This window comes from Clostridium sp. BSD9I1 (assembly GCF_900185645.1).
Lineage (GTDB): Bacteria > Bacillota > Clostridia > Clostridiales > Clostridiaceae > Clostridium_AK.
This window is the reverse complement of record NZ_FYAM01000027.1, coordinates 49,774-68,723: the sequence shown is the minus strand read 5'-3', so window position 1 is coordinate 68,723 and position 18,950 is coordinate 49,774. Positions and strand designations below refer to the sequence as shown.

At 33.3% G+C, this 18,950-nt stretch carries 25 protein-coding genes; all 25 read right to left on the bottom strand.

Annotated features, from left to right (window positions below; translation table 11 throughout):
• Window positions 1-7 precede the first annotated feature (7 nt).
• The 25 genes from BSD9I1_RS17300 to rplO all read right to left on the bottom strand — a co-directional run bounded on the left by BSD9I1_RS17300 (window position 8) and on the right by rplO (window position 18,945).
• On the bottom strand, window positions 8-850 hold the full coding sequence (locus tag BSD9I1_RS17300) for a fumarate hydratase (protein ID WP_186431351.1): 843 nt from the start codon (window positions 848-850) through the stop codon (window positions 8-10).
• A 151-nt stretch (window positions 851-1,001) separates the two neighbouring features.
• Window positions 1,002-2,243, bottom strand: coding sequence for a methylaspartate ammonia-lyase (locus BSD9I1_RS17295; RefSeq protein ID WP_035306529.1), 1,242 nt, complete (start codon window positions 2,241-2,243; stop codon window positions 1,002-1,004).
• A 145-nt stretch (window positions 2,244-2,388) separates the two neighbouring features.
• The gene (locus BSD9I1_RS17290; RefSeq protein ID WP_035306527.1) at window positions 2,389-3,837 is read right to left on the bottom strand and encodes a methylaspartate mutase subunit E; all 1,449 of its coding nucleotides are present in this window, start codon (window positions 3,835-3,837) and stop codon (window positions 2,389-2,391) included.
• Between the two features lie 15 nt (window positions 3,838-3,852).
• A complete protein-coding gene (glmL, locus tag BSD9I1_RS17285) occupies window positions 3,853-5,241 on the bottom strand; it encodes a methylaspartate mutase accessory protein GlmL (RefSeq protein ID WP_207653916.1) in 1,389 nt (462 codons plus the stop codon).
• A gap of 55 nt (window positions 5,242-5,296) precedes the next feature.
• On the bottom strand, window positions 5,297-5,710 hold the full coding sequence (gene mamA / locus BSD9I1_RS17280) for a methylaspartate mutase subunit S (protein ID WP_035306523.1): 414 nt from the start codon (window positions 5,708-5,710) through the stop codon (window positions 5,297-5,299).
• A 61-nt stretch (window positions 5,711-5,771) separates the two neighbouring features.
• On the bottom strand, window positions 5,772-6,749 hold the full coding sequence (locus BSD9I1_RS17275) for a GntR family transcriptional regulator (RefSeq protein WP_186431349.1): 978 nt from the start codon (window positions 6,747-6,749) through the stop codon (window positions 5,772-5,774).
• A gap of 270 nt (window positions 6,750-7,019) precedes the next feature.
• Window positions 7,020-7,730 (bottom strand): N-acetylmuramoyl-L-alanine amidase CwlD, encoded by a 711-nt coding sequence (cwlD, locus tag BSD9I1_RS17270; protein WP_186431348.1) that lies wholly within the window; start codon window positions 7,728-7,730, stop codon window positions 7,020-7,022.
• A gap of 128 nt (window positions 7,731-7,858) precedes the next feature.
• The gene (gene rpsI, locus BSD9I1_RS17265) at window positions 7,859-8,251 is read right to left on the bottom strand and encodes a 30S ribosomal protein S9 (protein WP_035306517.1); all 393 of its coding nucleotides are present in this window, start codon (window positions 8,249-8,251) and stop codon (window positions 7,859-7,861) included.
• A 30-nt stretch (window positions 8,252-8,281) separates the two neighbouring features.
• Window positions 8,282-8,716: a 50S ribosomal protein L13 gene (gene rplM / locus BSD9I1_RS17260; protein WP_035306515.1), complete on the bottom strand. Its 435-nt coding sequence runs from the start codon at window positions 8,714-8,716 to the stop codon at window positions 8,282-8,284.
• A 146-nt stretch (window positions 8,717-8,862) separates the two neighbouring features.
• Window positions 8,863-9,600: a tRNA pseudouridine(38-40) synthase TruA gene (truA, locus tag BSD9I1_RS17255; protein WP_186431623.1), complete on the bottom strand. Its 738-nt coding sequence runs from the start codon at window positions 9,598-9,600 to the stop codon at window positions 8,863-8,865.
• Window positions 9,600-10,403 carry an energy-coupling factor transporter transmembrane protein EcfT gene (locus BSD9I1_RS17250; protein WP_035306513.1) on the bottom strand — a complete coding sequence of 268 codons (804 nt, stop codon included), beginning with the start codon at window positions 10,401-10,403 and terminating at the stop codon, window positions 9,600-9,602. Before BSD9I1_RS17250 ends, truA begins: the two co-directional genes overlap by 1 nt.
• Before the next feature lie 23 nt (window positions 10,404-10,426).
• Window positions 10,427-11,281, bottom strand: a complete 855-nt coding sequence (locus BSD9I1_RS17245) for an energy-coupling factor transporter ATPase (protein WP_035306510.1) — start codon at window positions 11,279-11,281, stop codon at window positions 10,427-10,429.
• Window positions 11,266-12,111 carry an energy-coupling factor transporter ATPase gene (locus BSD9I1_RS17240; protein WP_186431347.1) on the bottom strand — a complete coding sequence of 282 codons (846 nt, stop codon included), beginning with the start codon at window positions 12,109-12,111 and terminating at the stop codon, window positions 11,266-11,268. Before BSD9I1_RS17240 ends, BSD9I1_RS17245 begins: the two co-directional genes overlap by 16 nt.
• Window positions 12,112-12,181: 70 nt before the next feature.
• Window positions 12,182-12,523, bottom strand: coding sequence for a 50S ribosomal protein L17 (rplQ, locus tag BSD9I1_RS17235; RefSeq protein ID WP_035306503.1), 342 nt, complete (start codon window positions 12,521-12,523; stop codon window positions 12,182-12,184).
• A gap of 41 nt (window positions 12,524-12,564) precedes the next feature.
• Window positions 12,565-13,512, bottom strand: coding sequence for a DNA-directed RNA polymerase subunit alpha (locus tag BSD9I1_RS17230; protein WP_035306501.1), 948 nt, complete (start codon window positions 13,510-13,512; stop codon window positions 12,565-12,567).
• Window positions 13,513-13,581: 69 nt separating this feature from the next.
• On the bottom strand, window positions 13,582-14,202 hold the full coding sequence (gene rpsD / locus BSD9I1_RS17225) for a 30S ribosomal protein S4 (RefSeq protein WP_035306498.1): 621 nt from the start codon (window positions 14,200-14,202) through the stop codon (window positions 13,582-13,584).
• A gap of 29 nt (window positions 14,203-14,231) precedes the next feature.
• On the bottom strand, window positions 14,232-14,630 hold the full coding sequence (rpsK, locus tag BSD9I1_RS17220) for a 30S ribosomal protein S11 (RefSeq protein WP_035306494.1): 399 nt from the start codon (window positions 14,628-14,630) through the stop codon (window positions 14,232-14,234).
• Window positions 14,631-14,659: 29 nt separating this feature from the next.
• Window positions 14,660-15,031 (bottom strand): 30S ribosomal protein S13, encoded by a 372-nt coding sequence (gene rpsM, locus BSD9I1_RS17215; RefSeq protein WP_186431346.1) that lies wholly within the window; start codon window positions 15,029-15,031, stop codon window positions 14,660-14,662.
• Window positions 15,032-15,154: 123 nt separating this feature from the next.
• Window positions 15,155-15,268, bottom strand: a complete 114-nt coding sequence (gene rpmJ, locus BSD9I1_RS17210) for a 50S ribosomal protein L36 (protein WP_003373491.1) — start codon at window positions 15,266-15,268, stop codon at window positions 15,155-15,157.
• 15 nt (window positions 15,269-15,283) lie between these two features.
• Window positions 15,284-15,502 (bottom strand): translation initiation factor IF-1, encoded by a 219-nt coding sequence (gene infA, locus BSD9I1_RS17205; RefSeq protein WP_035306489.1) that lies wholly within the window; start codon window positions 15,500-15,502, stop codon window positions 15,284-15,286.
• A gap of 6 nt (window positions 15,503-15,508) precedes the next feature.
• A complete protein-coding gene (locus tag BSD9I1_RS17200) occupies window positions 15,509-15,790 on the bottom strand; it encodes a KOW domain-containing RNA-binding protein (protein ID WP_035306487.1) in 282 nt (93 codons plus the stop codon).
• An 11-nt stretch (window positions 15,791-15,801) separates the two neighbouring features.
• A complete protein-coding gene (gene map, locus BSD9I1_RS17195) occupies window positions 15,802-16,554 on the bottom strand; it encodes a type I methionyl aminopeptidase (RefSeq protein ID WP_186431345.1) in 753 nt (250 codons plus the stop codon).
• Window positions 16,555-17,205 (bottom strand): adenylate kinase, encoded by a 651-nt coding sequence (locus BSD9I1_RS17190; protein WP_186431344.1) that lies wholly within the window; start codon window positions 17,203-17,205, stop codon window positions 16,555-16,557.
• A gap of 22 nt (window positions 17,206-17,227) precedes the next feature.
• Window positions 17,228-18,505 carry a preprotein translocase subunit SecY gene (secY, locus tag BSD9I1_RS17185; RefSeq protein WP_035306477.1) on the bottom strand — a complete coding sequence of 426 codons (1,278 nt, stop codon included), beginning with the start codon at window positions 18,503-18,505 and terminating at the stop codon, window positions 17,228-17,230.
• Window positions 18,505-18,945 (bottom strand): 50S ribosomal protein L15, encoded by a 441-nt coding sequence (rplO, locus tag BSD9I1_RS17180; RefSeq protein WP_035306474.1) that lies wholly within the window; start codon window positions 18,943-18,945, stop codon window positions 18,505-18,507. The genes secY and rplO overlap by 1 nt, the downstream gene beginning before the upstream one ends.
• Between the last annotated feature and the right edge of the window lie 5 nt (window positions 18,946-18,950).

The window sequence follows — 18,950 nt, the reverse complement described above, 5'->3', positions numbered from 1 at the left end:
CTCCCCCCTAAAACTCTACACTCTTATGTCTTGTAACATGGCAGTTTATATTTACTGCTACAGGTAATCCTGCTATATGAGTTGCATAGCTTTCTATATTAACTGCAATAGCTGTTGTAAGTCCACCAAACCCTTGTGGTCCTATTCCTAATGCATTGATTTCTTCTAGTAATTCCTTTTCTAAGTTTGCATAGTAAGGCTTTGGATTCTCTTCATCTAAAGATCTCATTAATGCCTTTTTTGCCATATTTGCAGCTTTATCAAAAGTTCCACCTATACCTATACCTACAACGATTGGTGGGCATGGGTTTGGACCTGCATCCTTAACTACTTTTAATACGAAATCCTTTACTCCCTTTAATCCATCAGCAGGTTTTAACATTTTTAATTGGCTCATGTTTTCAGAACCAAATCCCTTAGGAGCAACAGTTATTTTTAGCTTATCTCCAGGTACTATATCATAATATATTATAGCTGGAGTATTATCTTTTGTATTTATTCTTTCAATTGGATCATTTACAACAGATTTTCTTAAATATCCTTCTTCATATCCTTGTCTTACACCTTCATTTATAGCATCTTCAAGATTTCCACCCGTAATATGTACATCTTGACCCATTTCTACAAATATGCAAGCCATTCCTGTATCCTGACAAGCTGGTCTATCTTCATTTTTAGATATATCAATATTGGTTAATATTTTTTCAAGTATGCCTTTTGCCATTCCCCATTGTTCTTTTTCATGGTATTCTTCCATTTTTTTCTTAACATCCTCTGGAAGATAGTAGTTAGCATCTATGCACATTTGTCTTATATTTTTTGTAATTTCAGAAACATGTACTTCTTTCATATCTCAATTATTTACCAGACAAGTAAATTATTATATTACTTGCTAGATAAATGCCTCCCTTCAAAATATTATAAATTAATCTATTATAGTAGAAAAGGCAGTTTACATTAAACCGCCTTTCCTATCTTTAAGTTTTTATAGTTTTATTGAATTATTTTCTTCTTCCAGCAAGAGCTAAAACTCTGTTCATTTCGTTTTTAACGATCATCATTCCTTCGTCAACGCCCATACCTGGTTTAGCAAGAACTTGTTTAGCTCCACAAGCTATACCTATGTTAGTAGTAACTTCTGCGGATCTGTTAGTTTCGTTACAAGTTCCTCCACAGTATGCTCCCATACCGTTTGCTTTACAGTACATTATAGCATCAGCTATATTGTTAACTCCACCAAGGTCTGGAGTTTTGATCTGAACCATGTGTCCAGCTTTGTTATCAGTGAAGAATTTAACGTCTTCAACTGTGTTACACCATTCATCAGCAACTAATTCTACGGATAATCCTCTTCCGTCTAATTCTGCTCTTAAGTCTCTCATAGCTTCCATCTGTTTTTGTCTATCTTCAACGTCCATTGGTCCTTCGATTCTTAAGTGGAATGGGTTAGCAGCTTCTGCTAAAGTTTCGATGTAATCAGCCATAGCTTTTATGTTAACATCGAATGCAGCGCCAATTGTTCCATATACGTCGATGTGGAATATTGGAGCGTAGTCTTCTCTAACTCTTAATTTTATTATTCTGTCTCTTAACCATTTAACGTACTCAAGAAGTTTTTCTCCTTTAGCACCTAATTTTTCTTCAACGTGATTTATTAAAGCATGTGGTAATACATCTGCTTCTTTTATTATCATTTTATCAACGTTGTCATATCTATCATCACCAGATTGAGCAAATACTGCAACTGGTAGTAATTCTGCGCCTGGGTTATATTCATTTCTTATAACTTCAGCCATAGTTAATTTTTGTGTTTTAGCTACTGCATCAAGTATAGCTTGAGATATACCGTATCTTATAGCAGTATGTAATCTATTGCCATTAACAGTCATTTTATCAAACTCTTCAGCCATTGCTTTAAAGCTTGTTATTTCTCTTCCAATTAATTTTGGAGCTATTTCTTTTTCTATAACAGGTATGAAATCTTGAGCTAAGAATAATGGATCTCTTCCGCCTGCTCCTGAATACTGAACAGCAGCACAATCTCCGTGTGAAACTTGACCATCTTCAAGAATAAACATAACAGAAATTGATTCACCTTTTTGTCTTACTTGAGTAAATCCTTCTGTTACAGTGTCTCCAGTGTAAGTAAAGCCATCATGTCCTGCTCCCTTTTTTATTGCTCTCTGGTCATCAAAGTAGAAACCAGTTAAACCTGGGGTACAGATTACGTCAACAATTTTCATAATATTCACCTGTCCTTTTTATTTTTTTTTATTATTTATATTTTATGCATTTTAATCCACATTCGCCGTTGATAGTATTACTATCAACAGCTAATGTGGTAATAAACAATATTAATAATATATCAGAAGAGATTAATTATATTAATTAAGGTCTTCCTATAAGTCTTCCCTTACCAACTGCAAATATATCGTCGATAACCATCTGGAAGCTTACATCTCTACCTTCAACTTTAGCTCTTTCCTGAAGTTTTTCTCTGTTGAAGTTCTTTATTTCTTCAGTAAATGGAATGTTACCAAATTCTAAGTATCTTACGCATCCTAAGTTATCTCTAACTGGCATCATCTTACCTGCATTGTATTTGCTTGGTCCGAATGGAATATCCATTACTCCAGTTTCAAATGCTTTAACAGTACCAACTGCTAAGTCACCATTACCAAGTTCAAACATTTTGTCAAGTATGCACTTAGTTTCAGCTTTGATTAGATTCATTTCTGCTTCTAATTCTTTGGACATTGGCATTCTCTGTCCTTCTAACATGTTTAATGCCATCTTTGTAGCTTTGATACCTGAAGCATTTGCTTCTTTAGTTGGGATACCAATAGCTTCGTGTGGAGTTTTAACTATTATTTTAGTTGCTCCTGCTAGTGCAGCTATTGTTGTAGCTGTAACTATAACACCAAATGCTTTGGATTCATCTTGTGGGAATCCACCCATCCACTGATGGAATACTGTAGTTACAAATACATCATTGTATCCATAAGCTTTTAAGTATTCATTTGTCTGTTCTTCTAAGCATCTTAAAGCAGCTATATCCTGGATCATGTTTCCACATTCACCATATCCAACAGTTATGTTCTTAACTCCCTGCTCAGCAGCAAGTAAAGCTTCTGTAATTCCTACTGCATTGGACATTGATGGTGGAACTAAAGTTCCTGTTAATGGTCCAAATGGTTCTCTGTTTATGTGAACTCCTTGTTCTTCATAGAAACCAACAAGTCTATCACAATACTGCCAATCTAATAATGTTTTTTCTATTGAAACAGATTTAGCATATGGTATATTGTAAGAAATACCGCCACCTTCATTGGAAGTATATCCACCTGCATGAGTTATTTCAGCAAGTAATCTTCCATCTGGTGTACCGTGTCTAGCCTGTAATGGTATATTTACTCCTTCTAGAACTTTTCTACAACCTGCAACTCCATGGTTAACAGCTGGGAATCCATTAAGTAATGATCTTCCTGCTTTTAAGCTTTCCTGTATACCAATTTCACACTCTTCATATCTGTTTTGTCTAGTGTAAGCATCTATTGTAGATGGTAAGAAATCTGCTCCACCTTCATTTTGTAAATGCTGTAATAAAGCTATGTGCTCATCAAGTAATGCAACACCTGCTCTTGGCTGTGCCATTGTCATTCCAGCTTCTTTTGCTCTAACTAATTTGTCAGCAAAATTCTTTTCTGTTGGTACTTTCTTTAAGAAATCTACAGCCTCTTGTAAATCTACGTCTTTACCAGTTGGCCACTGTTTTAAAACTTCTTCTCTTTCACTAAAAAACTGTTCATCAGTCCATCTTTTATTTCTAAGTTCCACGAAAATTCCCTCCTATCAAACTTTAACTAAATATTTTTTCATTATTCTAATTGCTATGTCAGGTTCTTTTTCTGCAAGTAATCCCATTGCAGAAAGTATATATGTTTTATCTAAGTAGAAATCAGGTTTTTCAGGTTTTAAGTGCGTTGGATCAGCCATATCAAATGCTCCTGCTTTTAATATACCTGCTGCATTTTTACTATGAACTAATACTCCTCCAGTACCTATCATGTATTTAGTCCTTAAAAGGTCTTTTCCTATTTGACTATATACAACACCCATAGGAGTATACATGCTTTCAATATATCCAACATGTCTTTCCATAGCTAAATCAGTAGCAACCATTCCCATGGCCTCATCAAACTTTATTTCTTCTTCAGTTTGAGGAACCATCCTTATGTTAGCTGCCCTATGCCTACAAGAAGCTTCTACATCTACACTGTCATCGCAGAGATACTTTTGAACCTTACGAGTACCTGCTGCCTCCCAAAGAGAAACTGCGGAATATCTCATACCTAAGTCTCCCTCTACTGTTCTCTTTGCAAAAGGTTCCTGTAACCCTCTTAATGTTACTCCTGGCTTAGTTGGTTCACCATCGCTGATAGAATGAATATCTGTGGTTGCTCCACCAATATCTACTACCACGATGTCCCCTAATCCATCTTCCTTATCAGTTCCTTCAGCTAGAACTCTAGCTGCTTTTAAAACTGCTGCAGGAGTTGGCATTAATATCCCATTTATAAAGCCTTCAGCACTTTTCATGCCTTTTGCTTCTACTATTCTTTTCATAAATATTTGTCTTATTTCTTCTCTTGCAGGTTCTACATTTAATACATTAAGTTTAGGCATTACATTTTCAGTGATTCTATATAATATACCTGCTTTATCGAATATTTCAGCTATTTCATCACTAGCTACTTTATTTCCTGCTACAACCACTGGAAGTTTAATACCATGTTCTGCAATCATTTTGGCATTATGGATTATGCACTCTTTGTTACCACCGTTAGTACCACCTGCTAAAAGTATTATATCTAAATTAGAATTCTTTATTTCTTCCATTTCCCTGGAAGTTAAATCATAACTATATACATTTAATACTCTTGCTCCTGCACCTAAAGCTGCCCTTTTAGCCGCTTCAGCTGTAAGTTCTGGTACGAGACCTATAGCAATCATCTTTAAGCCCCCAGCTGCTGAAGAACATGCAAGCTTTTCAATAAAGTTTACTTCCTTACCCTCTAATTGAGACATAAGACTATCATAAGCTTTATTAAAGCCAATCATTATATCACTTTCTACAGTTGTAATATCCTTAGCTGTAGCTAGTATTTCTTCATTTTCTATATCAACAGCAGTTAACTTTGTATACGTGCTACCAAAATCCAATAATAAATAAGCATCCACCTTCATCAACTCCCAAATCAATCGTAAGACTACATATAAATAGCTTACTAACTAATTATTTAATTCCTAATGCTTCTTTTAAATCAGCTATGCTAGTTTCTGGTGATGTTCCTGGTGGGTAAACTCTATCAAATCCCATGTCTAAGAATCTCTGTTCAACATCTGGCCAGTTCTGCTTTCCAACAACTATGTTTCCACCAACGAATAAAGTTATTCCTTTAAGTCCTGCTTCATCACATTTCTGTCTTAATCCTTTACAGTCAATTTCTCCCTGTCCATAAAGAGATGAAACTAATATAGCATCTGCCTTAGTTTCTATTGCTGCATTTATAAAATCTTCCTGTGGTGATAAAACTCCTATGTTAATAACATTGAAGCCTGCTGCTGTAAATGAATGATCTAATATTTTGTTTCCTACAGCATGGCAATCTGAACCAATAACTCCAAGAACTATTGTCTTTTTCTCCATTTTCAAAACCTCCTAGAAAATTCTTATATATAAAATTATATATTGTAAGCTTATTAATAACTTATCTAAGGTATCTAATTTCAAGTATCTTAGACTTTAATGCTTTTACAGTACCCTCATCTAAGCTATATAAAAAATTAATTATTTGTTTATCATCTTTTATGAGATTCTTCACATCATTATATCTGCCTGGAGATGCAATCACTACATCTGATTTAGATATAATTTTGTTTAGCTGATCCTTATCAAAAGAATTTGTATATTCTACGCATATATTCCCTAAACCAGCACTCTCTAAAGCTCTTCTTACTTTAAATTTAAATTCTTCTGTAATGCATACAAAAGCAAATTTAGTTTCAATGGAAAACCTTGCGATTGTCACAATAGTTTCCAAATTAGGAGCAATTGCTACTCCAAAAACTTTTTTATTATAAGCCTTTGTAAGTCTTATAACTTCATTAACATGATTAAAAGTTGTAATCACCATTTGTGATTTTTCTAACAGTTTTTCTGTTTGCTCTTGCATGGATTTTAAATCGTTTACTGTAATCGGCACAAAGTTTATAGATATTTTCTCACTTAGCTGTTTAGCAAATATTTTAGCTTGCTCTATATTGCATTCTACATAAACACCGCTTATTTCAGTCATAAGTCTCTTTTTATCATCTAACCTTTGATTAACCAATCCTAAGAACTCATCTGCATCTATTCCCGTCTCAATTGCTTCTTCAAAAGCCAAATCAATAAATTTACCTATTTTCTCTATTACATCCTCATGCTTCCACAGCTTGACTTCTTCCTCAACAAAAGTTCCTTTTCCCTGATAGGATTTTAAAACTCCTTCTTGCTCCAATTCCCTGTAAGCCATACTGACGGTATTCCTACTTACTTTCAAATCTTCAGACAACTGTCTTTCTGTGGGCATTTTATATCCTACTTTGAGAGTACCATCTTTTATTAAATTCATTATTTGCTTTTTAACTTGTATATATAAAGGTACTTTATCCCCTTTATTTATCGTGATTTCTATGATAATCACTCCCAAAGGTAATTTGACTAATGGACTAATCCATTAACCAAATTAATAATAACATAACCGATATCTAACATCAATATGTTTTTTAAAAAACATTAAATTTTTTTAAGTTTTTGTCTATTTATATACAATATAATCAGACTAGTTACTTTTATTAAAAATTTCACTATAATTTCAACTAAAAACCTTATAATTTTACATTAATTTATACATAATTTCATTTTAATATTATATCATTTTTGTAATTACGATATAAGTATTAAATCTATATATTTATGAATCAGCTAACTTCTCAAAATAAGATTGTATTGATAATGCAATTACTTTAGCTATTTTTTCTTGATATATATCAGTTTTAAGTTTAGATTCCTCTACTTCATTTGATAAAAAACCACATTCAATTAATACAGCAGGGACTTCTCCAACATTTCTCAATACTCTATATTCGTCCTTAGCTGGTTTTTCTATTCTGTTATTTCCATTATCTATATAAGCCTTTAAATTACTTTGTATAATGTTAGCTAGTTTACTGCTAGACTCGTTGCTGGCATACCAAACTTGAGCCCCATAATACTTTCTTTGAGGAAACATATTTAAATGTATACTCACGAAAACGTCACAGTTACTTTCCATTATCATTTTAGACCTATTACTAAGATCCTCTCTCTTCTTTTGTCTTACTGACCCAATATCACTATATAATCCTTTATCTTCTTCCCTGGTCATTATCACCTTAAACCCTTGCTTTTCTAACTCACTTTTCAATTTATTACTTATATCTAAGTTTATATGTTTTTCTACAGTTCCTGTAGGTGATACAGCACCTCCATCAATTCCTCCATGTCCTGGATCTAAAAGAATTACCCTTGAAGATTTTTCATTTGTTATTTCCTTTTCTGCCAATACATTTGGTATGCATTTCCACACTATAATTGTTAATAGTATTAAGGAAAAAAAATAAATTTTTTTGTGTTGTCTTAACAATACTTTTATCCCTCCTTTCTAATCCTATAATAGTTTTTACCTTATATATTTTTTTTATTATAAAATGTTTTATGTAATTATTTCTAAAAATAAAAAAAGAGAGGGGTTTCCTCTCTTTTTGTGAAATATTATCTCTTTGAGAACTGTGGAGCTCTTCTTGCCTTTTTAAGACCGTATTTCTTTCTTTCCTTCATTCTTGGATCTCTTGTTAAGAATCCTTCTGCCTTTAATGTAGGCTTTAAGTTTTCATCAGCTTTTAATAAAGCTCTTGATATACCATGTCTTATAGCTCCTGCCTGACCAGTAAGTCCACCACCATGAACGTTAACAATTACATCAAATTTTTCTTTAGTAGCTGTTAATACTAATGGTTGGTTAACTATAACTCTTAATGTTTCTAATCCAAAATAATTTTCTATATCTCTTTTATTAACTATTACTTTTCCTTCACCTGGTACTAATCTTACTCTTGCAACAGATTTCTTTCTTCTACCAGTTCCGATATACTGAACCTTTGCCATTTTAACTCCTCCTTCTATAAGCTCTACCAATTAGTATTTTAATTCAAGTACTTCTGGATTCTGAGCTTCATGATTATGTTCTGAACCTCTGTATACTTTTAATTTTCTAAGCATTTGTCTTCCAAGTACTCCCTTTGGAAGCATTCTTCTAACTGCTTCTTCAAATACAAATTCAGGTTTCTTAGCTAAAGCTTCTCTGTATGGAGTTTCCTTTAATCCACCTGGATATAGAGAATGGTGTCTTAACATCTTCTGATCTAATTTCTTTCCTGTTAATACTACCTTTTCTGAATTGATTATTATAACGAAATCTCCTGTATCTACATGTGGTGTAAATACTGGCTTATTCTTACCTCTTAATATTGAAGCAACTTGGCTAGCAACTCTACCTAATGGTTTGCCAGCAGCATCAACTATATACCATTTTCTTTCAACTTGTTCTGGTTTTGCAACGTATGATTTCATCCTTTTCCCTCCTTGAACTAATAAACACTCAACTATATGCGTTCTATATAAAGACCCGGGGCTAGTGGATCTCTTATACTATTATGTTAAGATACAAACATTATTTATTATAATACAATGTACCTGGTGTGTCAATAAATTTTATGCTAATAATAAAATACTTCATCTAGACATAACCCTGCTGCAGGCAATGATCTTCCTGCATTCCTTCTATCTCTAGACTCTAATATGACTTTAATATCTTTTGGTTCTTTTCTATTAAGTCCTACATCTAACAGAGTACCACTTATAATTCTAACCATATTATATAAAAATCCATCTCCTGCAACTTTAATTTCAATTAATTCATTATTTTTTATAATGTTTAATTCTGTAATTGTTCTTACGGTAGATTGAACACTGCTCCCTAAATTTCTAAAGGATGCAAAATCATGTCGCCCAATAAGATACCTTGCAGCTTCATTCATCTTATCTATATCTAATTCATCTTTAACATGATATGTAAAATCCCTTTTAATAGGAGATGGCCATGTTCTACTTAATATACTATATACATACCGCTTTCCTTTACAGCTAAATCGTGCATGGAAATCTAAGGTAACTTCCTCAGATTCTAATATTATGATTTCAGGTGGAAGTATTCTATTAATTGCATAACTAAATTTTTCGCTTGGTATTTTGCTACTAGTAGCAAAATTACATACAAATCTTTTAGCATGCACTCCTGAATCCGTACGGCTACATCCTATAACCTCTACTTCTTCTTGAGTAACTTTAGCTATGCATTCTTCTATTGTACCTTGTACAGTTCTAGCATTAGGTTGTTTTTGCCATCCATAAAAACTAGTTCCGTTATACTCAATAGTAAGTTTTATATTTTTAATCATACCCAAAATCTACTTCCTACGGATGTAGCTACTAATAGCATAATAACTATACAAGCTACTACATCTCTTTTAGAAAATTTTAATTGCTTCATTCTAGTTCTACCCTCTCCACCTCTATAGCATCGTGCTTCCATTGCCATAGCTAGCTCATCCGCCCTTCTAAAAGAACTTATGAATAACGGTACTAAAAGAGGAATAAGACTTTTTGCCCTTTGGATAATGTTACCCGACTCAAAGTCTGCTCCCCTTGCCATCTGGGCCTTCATTATCTTATCCGTTTCATCCATTAAAGTAGGAATGAATCTTAAAGCTATAGTCATCATCATTGCTAGCTCATGAGCTGGTAGCCCTATTTTCTTGAAAGGATTTAATAATTTTTCTATCCCATCCGTGAGCTCTATTGGTGAAGTAGTAAGAGTAAGAAGTGAAGTTCCTATAATTAAAAATATTAGCCTTATAACCATAAATGCTGCCAATCTTAATCCTTGCTCATATATAGTTATAAAATGCCACTTAAAAACAATCCTTCCTCCACTAGTCATAAATATATTTAATAAAGCAGTAATCAGTATTAATATAAATATAGGTTTTAGTCCCTTATATATGTATTTAAAGGGAACTTTTGATACTATTACTGCTGCTCCAGTAAATAAGACTATAAAAGCATACCCTTTAAAATTATTAACTATAAATAAATCAATTATATATATTAAAGATATCAGGATTTTTGTTCTCGGATCTAATTTATGAACAAAAGAATCACCTGGAATATATTGTCCTAAAGTAATATCTTTAATCATAGCTATTCTCCTAACAATAAAATTTAGTTTTTCTTCAAAGCCTTTAGGATCTCTGTTTTAGCTTGTTCTACAGTAAATACATCTTCAGATATGTCGAAGCCTTTTTCTCTTAATCTTTGTACTAAATAAGTTACCTGTGGAACTCCTAGCCCTACACTTTCTAAAGTATTTATTTCCTTAAATATTTTAGAAGGTGTCCCATTTAAGATACATTTTCCTTTATCCATCACTAGTATTCTAGTAGCCAATTTTGCTACATCCTCCATACTATGTGAAACTAATATAATAGTCATGTTATATTCATTATGGAGTTCCTTTATATTTCCTAATATATCATCTCTACCTTTTGGGTCAAGACCTGCTGTGGGTTCATCTAATATAAGAACCTTAGGTTCCATAGCTACAACCCCTGCTATTGCAACTCTTCTTTTTTGGCCTCCACTTAATTCAAATGGAGACTTATCTTTATAGGTTTCATAATCTAATCCAACTATATTCATTGCTCTTTTGACCCTTTTTACTACTTCTTCATCATTTAATCCTAAGTTTTTGGGACCAAATGCTATATCCTTTTCTATAGTTTCTTCAAATAATTGATATTCTGGGTATTGAAATACCAATCCAACCTTTTTCCTTATATCTGATAGCTTAACGCCCTTAGCAGTAATATTAACATCATCTACAACTATATTTCCTGAGCTAGGCTTAAGTAAACCATTAATATGTTGTATAAGAGTGGATTTCCCAGAACCAGTATGCCCTATAAGGGCTATAAATTCTCCATTATTTATTTCTATAGAAACATTATCTAAGGCCACCTTTTCAAAAGGAGTCCCCTTCATATATATATGAGTCAAGTTTTCTATTTTAATTGGCATAACACATTCACCATCTCATCAATAGTTAGTATATCTGAATTAATATGTATTCCCTCTTTTTGAAGTTCATAAGCTAATTCTGTCACTTGAGGTACATCAAGGCCTGTTTTCTTCATAGTTTCCACTTTACTAAAAATCTCCCTAGGCGATCCTTCTTCAATTACCTTTCCTGAATCCATAACAATTATTCTATCAGCTTCTACTGCTTCTTCCATATAGTGAGTAATAAGTATAATAGTAATGCCATATTTCTTATTTAGTTCTTTTATAGTCCTTACTACTTCTCTTCTTCCTGATGGATCTAACATAGCTGTAGGCTCATCAAAAATGATGCATTTTGGCATCATAGCTAACACTCCTGCAATAGCTATTCGTTGTTTTTGACCACCAGATAATAAATGAGGTGCATGTTTTCGATATTCATACATGTTTACCCTTTTTAAAGAGTCATCTACTCTATTACGTATTTCAGTAGGATCTACCCCTAAATTTTCAGGTCCAAAGGCAACATCTTCTTCTACTATAGTAGCCACTATTTGATTATCAGGATTTTGAAATACCATTCCTGCTGCATTTCGTATACTCCATATATCTTCTGCTACTGATGTATCTAAGTCATTTACATATACTTTGCCTTCTGTAGGAATTAAAAGTGCATTTAAATGTTTTGCCAAAGTAGACTTTCCAGAACCATTTCTTCCTAAAACTACTACAAATTCACCTCTAGTTATTTCTAAACTTACGTGATTCACAGCAATCTTAACCTTTTCCTCACCATGTTCCTCATACTTATACACTACGTCCCTACATTCAATCATTTTTGTTTTCATTTAAACACCTCGTAGTGGTTAACAAAATATTAAAACGGGGACTAAGCTATTTCCTTAATCCCCTAAGCTGCTATACTAATTCTAATATAACAATTTCAGCTCCATCGCCTCTTCTTGGACCTACTTTATACATTCTAGTATATCCACCGTTTCTTTCAGCATATTTAGGAGCTATATTTTCAAATAAGTTTGTAACTACTTCTTCTTCTGTTATAAATGCAAGTGCCTGTCTTCTTGCATGAAGATCTCCTCTTTTTCCTAGAGTGATCATTTTTTCAGCTAAGTTTTTTGCTTCTTTTGCTCTAGTTTCTGTAGTTTCTATTTTCCCAGTTTTTAAGAAACTAGTAACTAGATTTCTAAGCATAGCTCTTCTTTGGTCAGTTGGACGACCTAATTTACGATATCCTGCCATCTCTATACCTCCTTACCTTTTACGCAAATTCTATATGTGAATTATTCCTCACTTTGTTTCAAACCTAAGCCTAAAGCTTCAAGCTTTTGTTCTACTTCTTCTAGGGATTTCTTACCTAGATTTCTAACTTTCATCATATCATCCATAGTTTTTTCTGTTAATTCTTGAACTGTATTAATTCCTGCTCTCTTTAAGCAATTATAACTTCTAACAGATAAATCTAATTCTTCAATAGTCATTTCTAAAACTTTTTCTTTTTTATCTTCTTCTTTTTCTACCATTATTTCTACGTTGTTTGCGTGATCTGTTAAAGTCATAAATAATTTAAAGTGCTCAATTAATATTTTAGATGATAAGCTTACAGCTTCATCTGGCATAATCGTTCCATTAGTCCATAATTCAAGTGTTAACTTATCATAGTCAGTTATTTGGCCTACTCTTGTATTTTCAACAGTAAAGTTGACCCTTTTTATCGGAGTATAAATTGAATCCACAGGAATAGTTCCTATAGGCATACCTTCTGCCTTATTCTTGCTTTGAGTGACATATCCTCTACCTCTATTTACTATTAGCTCAATGTAAAGTCTTGCTTCATCATCAAGGGTAGCTATATGTAAATCTTTATTGATTATTTCTATATCACCATCTGCTTTAATATCTCCTGCTGTAACTTCGCCTGGTCCTTGTGCATCTATATATATAGTTCTAGGTCCATCACCATTCATTTTTAAAGCTAACATCTTTATGTTTAGTATTAACTCAGCTACATCCTCTTTTACTCCCTTAACAGTAGAAAACTCATGAAGGACATTTTCAATTTTTATGTGATTAACAGCTGCTCCAGGTAATGAAGAAAGTAATATTCTTCTTAAAGCATTTCCTAGGGTTGTTCCATAGCCTCTTTCTAGTGGCTCTATAACAAACTTGCCATATGAACCATCCTCAGCCATTTCTACACATTCTATTTTAGGCTTTTCTATTTCTAACATTTAGAACCCTCCTTTTTATTTATATAAATTGACGTTGAGGGCAACTGATTCTTTTAATTAAGCTAATTATTATTTGCTGTATAACTCTACTATTAATGTTTCGTTTACAGGTACATCTATATCAACTCTTGCTGGTTCACTTATTACTTTACCTTCAAAGTTTTCTGGATTTCCAGATAACCAGTTTGGTAAAGTTTTTGGATTTTCAGCAAATACTTTGAAAGTTTCACTAGCTCTACTCTTTTCACATACAGCTATAACATCATTTACAGCTACTTGGTAAGAAGGTATATCTACTTTCTTTCCATTTACTAAGAAATGTCCATGAGTTACTAACTGTCTTGCTTCTTTTCTTGAACTTCCGTAACCTAATCTATAAACTACATTATCAAGTCTCATTTCAAGAAGCTTTAATAGAGTTTCACCTGTTATGCCTTTTACTCTTTCAGCTCTATCATAATTCATTCTGAACTGCTTTTCTAATAACCCGTATATTCTCTTAGCCTTCTGCTTTTCTCTTAACTGTAATCCATAGTTAGAGATCTTCTTTCTACTCTGTCCATGTTGTCCAGGTGCGTATCCTCTTCTTGCGATCGCACATTTATCTGTATAACATCTATCTCCTTTAAGGAATAGCTTTAATCCTTCTCTTCTGCAAAGTCTGCAAACTGCTCCAGTATATCTTGCCATTTAAAATTACACCTCCTATTACTATAATATTAGACTCTTCTTCTCTTTGGTGGTCTACAACCATTATGTGGTATTGGAGTAACATCCTTAATTAAAGTTACTTCAAGTCCAGCTGCCTGTAGTGATCTTATAGCCGCTTCCCTACCTGCTCCTGGTCCTTTAACTAAAACTTCTACACTCTTTAAACCGTGTTCCATAGCTGCCTTTGCTGCAGTTTCTGCTGCCATCTGAGCTGCAAATGGAGTACTCTTTCTTGAGCCTCTAAATCCTAGTCCTCCTGCACTTGACCAAGATAATGCATTTCCAACGGCATCAGTTATAGTAACTATAGAATTGTTGAAAGTTGATTGTATATGAGCACAACCATGTTCAACATTTTTTCTTTCTTTTCTTCTTCTTGTCTTTTTAACCTTTGATCCAGCTGCCATCTTTATCCCTCCTTATTTATTATTAGATCTTATTTCTTCTTTTTGCTCGCAACCATTTTCTTAGGACCTTTTCTAGTTCTAGCATTGGTCTTAGTTTTCTGACCTCTTACTGGAAGACCTTTTCTGTGTCTTATTCCTCTGTAAGATCCTATTTCCATTAATCTCTTTATATCAAGAGCGATATCTCTTCTTAAATCACCCTCAACTAATAAATTCTTATTTATATAGTCTCTTAATGAGTTTACTTCTTCTTCAGTTAAATCTCTAACTCTTGTGTCTGGATTTATTCCTGTTTCTTTAAGAACTTTATGAGCTGTTGGTAATCCAATTCCATAAATGTAGGTTATGCCTATTTCTATTCTTTTTTCCTTTGGTAGGTCAATACCTGCTATTCTTGCCATTAAAATTTACACCTCCTGAATATCTTCTTTATGAGTAATATGAATTTATTTATATCTAAAGTTTAGGCCATTAGAAAGACTAGCTTCTAACGTCAGCCGCACCTAAAACATTATTGACTTTAACTAACCCTGCTTTTGCTTATGTTTTGGGTTTTCACAGATAACCATAACTCTGCCTTTTCTTTTAATAACTTTACATTTTTCGCATATAGGTTTAACAGATGGTCTTACTTTCATAGCTAACCCTCCTTATTACTTTGCTCTCCAGGTTATTCTTCCACGTGTCAAATCATATGGAGATAACTCAACAGTTACTTTATCACCTGGTAAAATTTTGATAAAATTCATTCTTAGCTTTCCAGAAATATGTGCTAATATCTTATGACCACTTTCTAGTTCTACTTCAAACATTGCATTAGGTAAAGCTTCTAATACAGTACCCTGCATTTCAATTACATCTTCCTTTGACATAAGGTCTCAAACCTCCTTATTCATGTCGTGAGACTGCAAAAACTTTCTAATTAATGAATTATTAATTGTATTTCCTGATAGTATTAATTCTCTAATTTCTTCTGATAATATGTTGGTAAAAGATAAGTGTTTTATTTTCTTCTTTTTAGGATTTTCTATTAGTCTTAAGCTTCCATCTGAAATATATACATACTCTTCATTTAGCTTTGCAACAATCACAAAAAGCCTATCCTTATCTCTTCCAGCTTTAGAATACACTACCTTGCCAATGTGGTCGTTTTGTTCCAAATTATTCACCTCTACTGACCTAGTGTTAATATTTCCGGTCCATTTTCTAAGATAGCTACTGTATTTTCATAATGAGCAGATAAGCTATTATCACTTGTTAATACTGTCCATTCATTATCTTCTACAAAAACTTGATATGCGCCTATATTTACCATCGGCTCTATGGCTAGCACCATACCCTTAGTCAATTTTGGTCCTCTTCCAGGTCTACCGAAGTTAGGAACTTCAGGAGCTTCATGCATATCTCTTCCTATACCATGACCAACATAGTCTCTAACAATAGAATACCCAAAACCTTCCACATACATTTGAATTGAGTGTGAAATATCTGTTAGTCTATTACCTACTATAGCCTTTTCTATGCCTTTGAAAAAACCTTCTCTAGTTACATTAATTAGTTGCTCTGCTTCCTTGGATATATTGCCTACAGCAAATGTTCTTGCCGCATCACCATGGTACCCATTAAGTATAGCTCCGCAATCTATGCTTATTATATCTCCCTCTTGAAGCACTCTATCTTTAGAAGGAATTCCATGTACTACTTCACTATTTACTGATGTACATATGGAAGCTGGGAATCCATGATACCCTTTAAAAGATGGCTTAGCACCCCTTTTTGCAATAAATTCCTCAGCTATTTTATCCAAGTCTGCAGTAGTTATACCAGGCTTTATAACCTCTTGAAGTTTTGCTAGAGTGTCACCCACAACTTTACCTGCTTGCCTCATATATTCAATTTCCATATCATTTTTAATTAATATCATTTATTTTTCGCTCCCCAAAATATCAGAAATATTCTCAAATACTTCTTTTATTTCTCTTGTACCATCTATAGTGGATAACACTTCTTTATCACTATAGTACTGAATTAAAGGTTGCGTCTGCTTTGAATAAACGTCAAGTCTTTCTCTAACTGTTTCTTCTGAATCATCTTTTCTTTGAATTAACTCACTTCCACAAACATCACATTTTCCTTCAACCTTTGAAGGATTGAATTTTACATGATAACTTGCTCCACATGAATTACAAACTCTTCTTCCAGTCATTCTCTCAAGTATATACTCCTGAGGAACATCTATTAAAAGTGAAGAATTTATGCTTTGATTATTTTCATGTAAAAATTCATCTAATGCTTCTGCTTGTGCAACTGTTCTTGGGAATCCATCTAGAAGAAATCCATTCTTACAATCATCATGTTGTAATCTGTCTTTAACTAGATCTATAGTTAACTCATCAGGAACTAACTGACCCTTATCCATGTAGCCTTTTGCCTTTACTCCTAGGGGCGTTTTTTCAGAAATATTCTTTCTAAAAATATCTCCTGTAGATATATGTGGTATGGAATACTTTTCACTTATTAATTTAGCCTGAGTCCCTTTTCCAGCTCCTGGAGGACCTAATAAAATTATATTCAACTAAACCATCTCCAATTATATATTACTTTAAGAATCCTTGGTAATGTCTCATAACCAACTGTGATTCTATTTGTCTTACAGCTTCAAGCGCTACACTGACCATTATTAATAGTCCTGTACCACCAAAGTAAACTCCTTTAAACGGAGTACCATTTGCTATAATTATAGGAAGAATAGCTATCATAGCAACAAAAATACCTCCTAGTATAGATATTCTTGTTAATATCTTATCTATATAGTTAGCAGTTGAATCTCCAGGTCTTATTCCTGGAACGAATCCTGATGATTTATGCATGTTTTCAGCCATTTCATCTGGCTTGAAAGTAACCTGAGTATAAAACCATGTAAAAAATACTACAAGGATGAAATATATAACCATATACTGCAAGCTTCCTTCTTTGAATAAACTAAATTTACTTCCTGTAACAAAAGTATAAAACTTAGATTCTGGCCAAATAGCACCTATAGTGGCAGGAAACTGCATAACCGACATAGCAAATATAATTCCTATAACTCCTGATGAGTTAACATTAATAGGAATATGAGTTGATTGTCCTTTATATACCCTACCGCCTACAGTCTTACCTGCATATTGAACAGGAATTCTTCTTTCTGCTAAACTCATGATAACTACTACTATAAATAAAGCTACTGCTAGAACAGCAAACATTATCACTTGTATAAAGTTTACTTCTTCTACCTTTTGTAATGCAGCAACTTGATATATAGTTTTTGGAATCCCAGATATAATATTGACAAATATTAAGAGTGATATACCATTACCTACACCTTTTACAGTAATCTTATCTCCAAACCACATTAAAAATGTGGATGCTGTCGTTAAAGTAAGAATAATCAAGAACATGTTTAGCCTTGATGCATCTTGTAGTGCCCCAGCTCTTGAAATTATAGCATACGTACTAAATGCCTGAACTATGGCAAAGAATATAGCTCCATAACGAGTATATTGCTGAATCTTCTTTCTGCCATCTTCTCCTTCTTTAGAAAGTTGTTCTAAAGAAGGTAAAGCAATAGTTAACAGTTGAAATATAATGGATGAGTTAATATAAGGCCCTACACCCATTGCAAATATACTAAAATTACTGAAAGCACCACCAGATATCAAGTCATAAAAAGCAAACAAGTTTCCACCCTGTGATAGAGCTTGTAACTTAGTTCGATCTATTCCAGGAACAAGGATAAAATTACCCATTCTAAAAAGAGCTAACATAAAGAATGTAAATATTAGTCTCTTTTTTAGATCTGGAACTTTCCAGGCATTACGTAGGGTTGATAACATTATATCACCTCAACTTTTCCTCCAGCTGTCTCAATCTTTTCAGCTGCTGCCTTGGAGAACTTTGTAGCTTTTACAGTTAACTTTTTAGTTAATTCGCCATTTCCAAGAATTTTAACTCCGTCGTATACTTTACTTATTACTCCGTTTTCCATTAATACTTCTGGAGTTACTTCTGTTCCATCTTCAAATATGTTTAATCTATCTACATTTATAGTAGCATATTCTTTAGCAAATATGTTCGTAAATCCTCTTTTAGGTAATCTTCTATATAAAGGCATCTGGCCACCTTCAAATCCTGGTCTTACGCCGCCGCCTGATCTAGCATTCTGTCCCTTTTCTCCCTTACCTGCATTTCTTCCAAGGCCTGAACCTGTACCTCTTCCGACTCTTTTAGGAGCTTTTCTAGAACCTTCTGCTGGTCTTAATTCGTGAAGTTTCATTATAG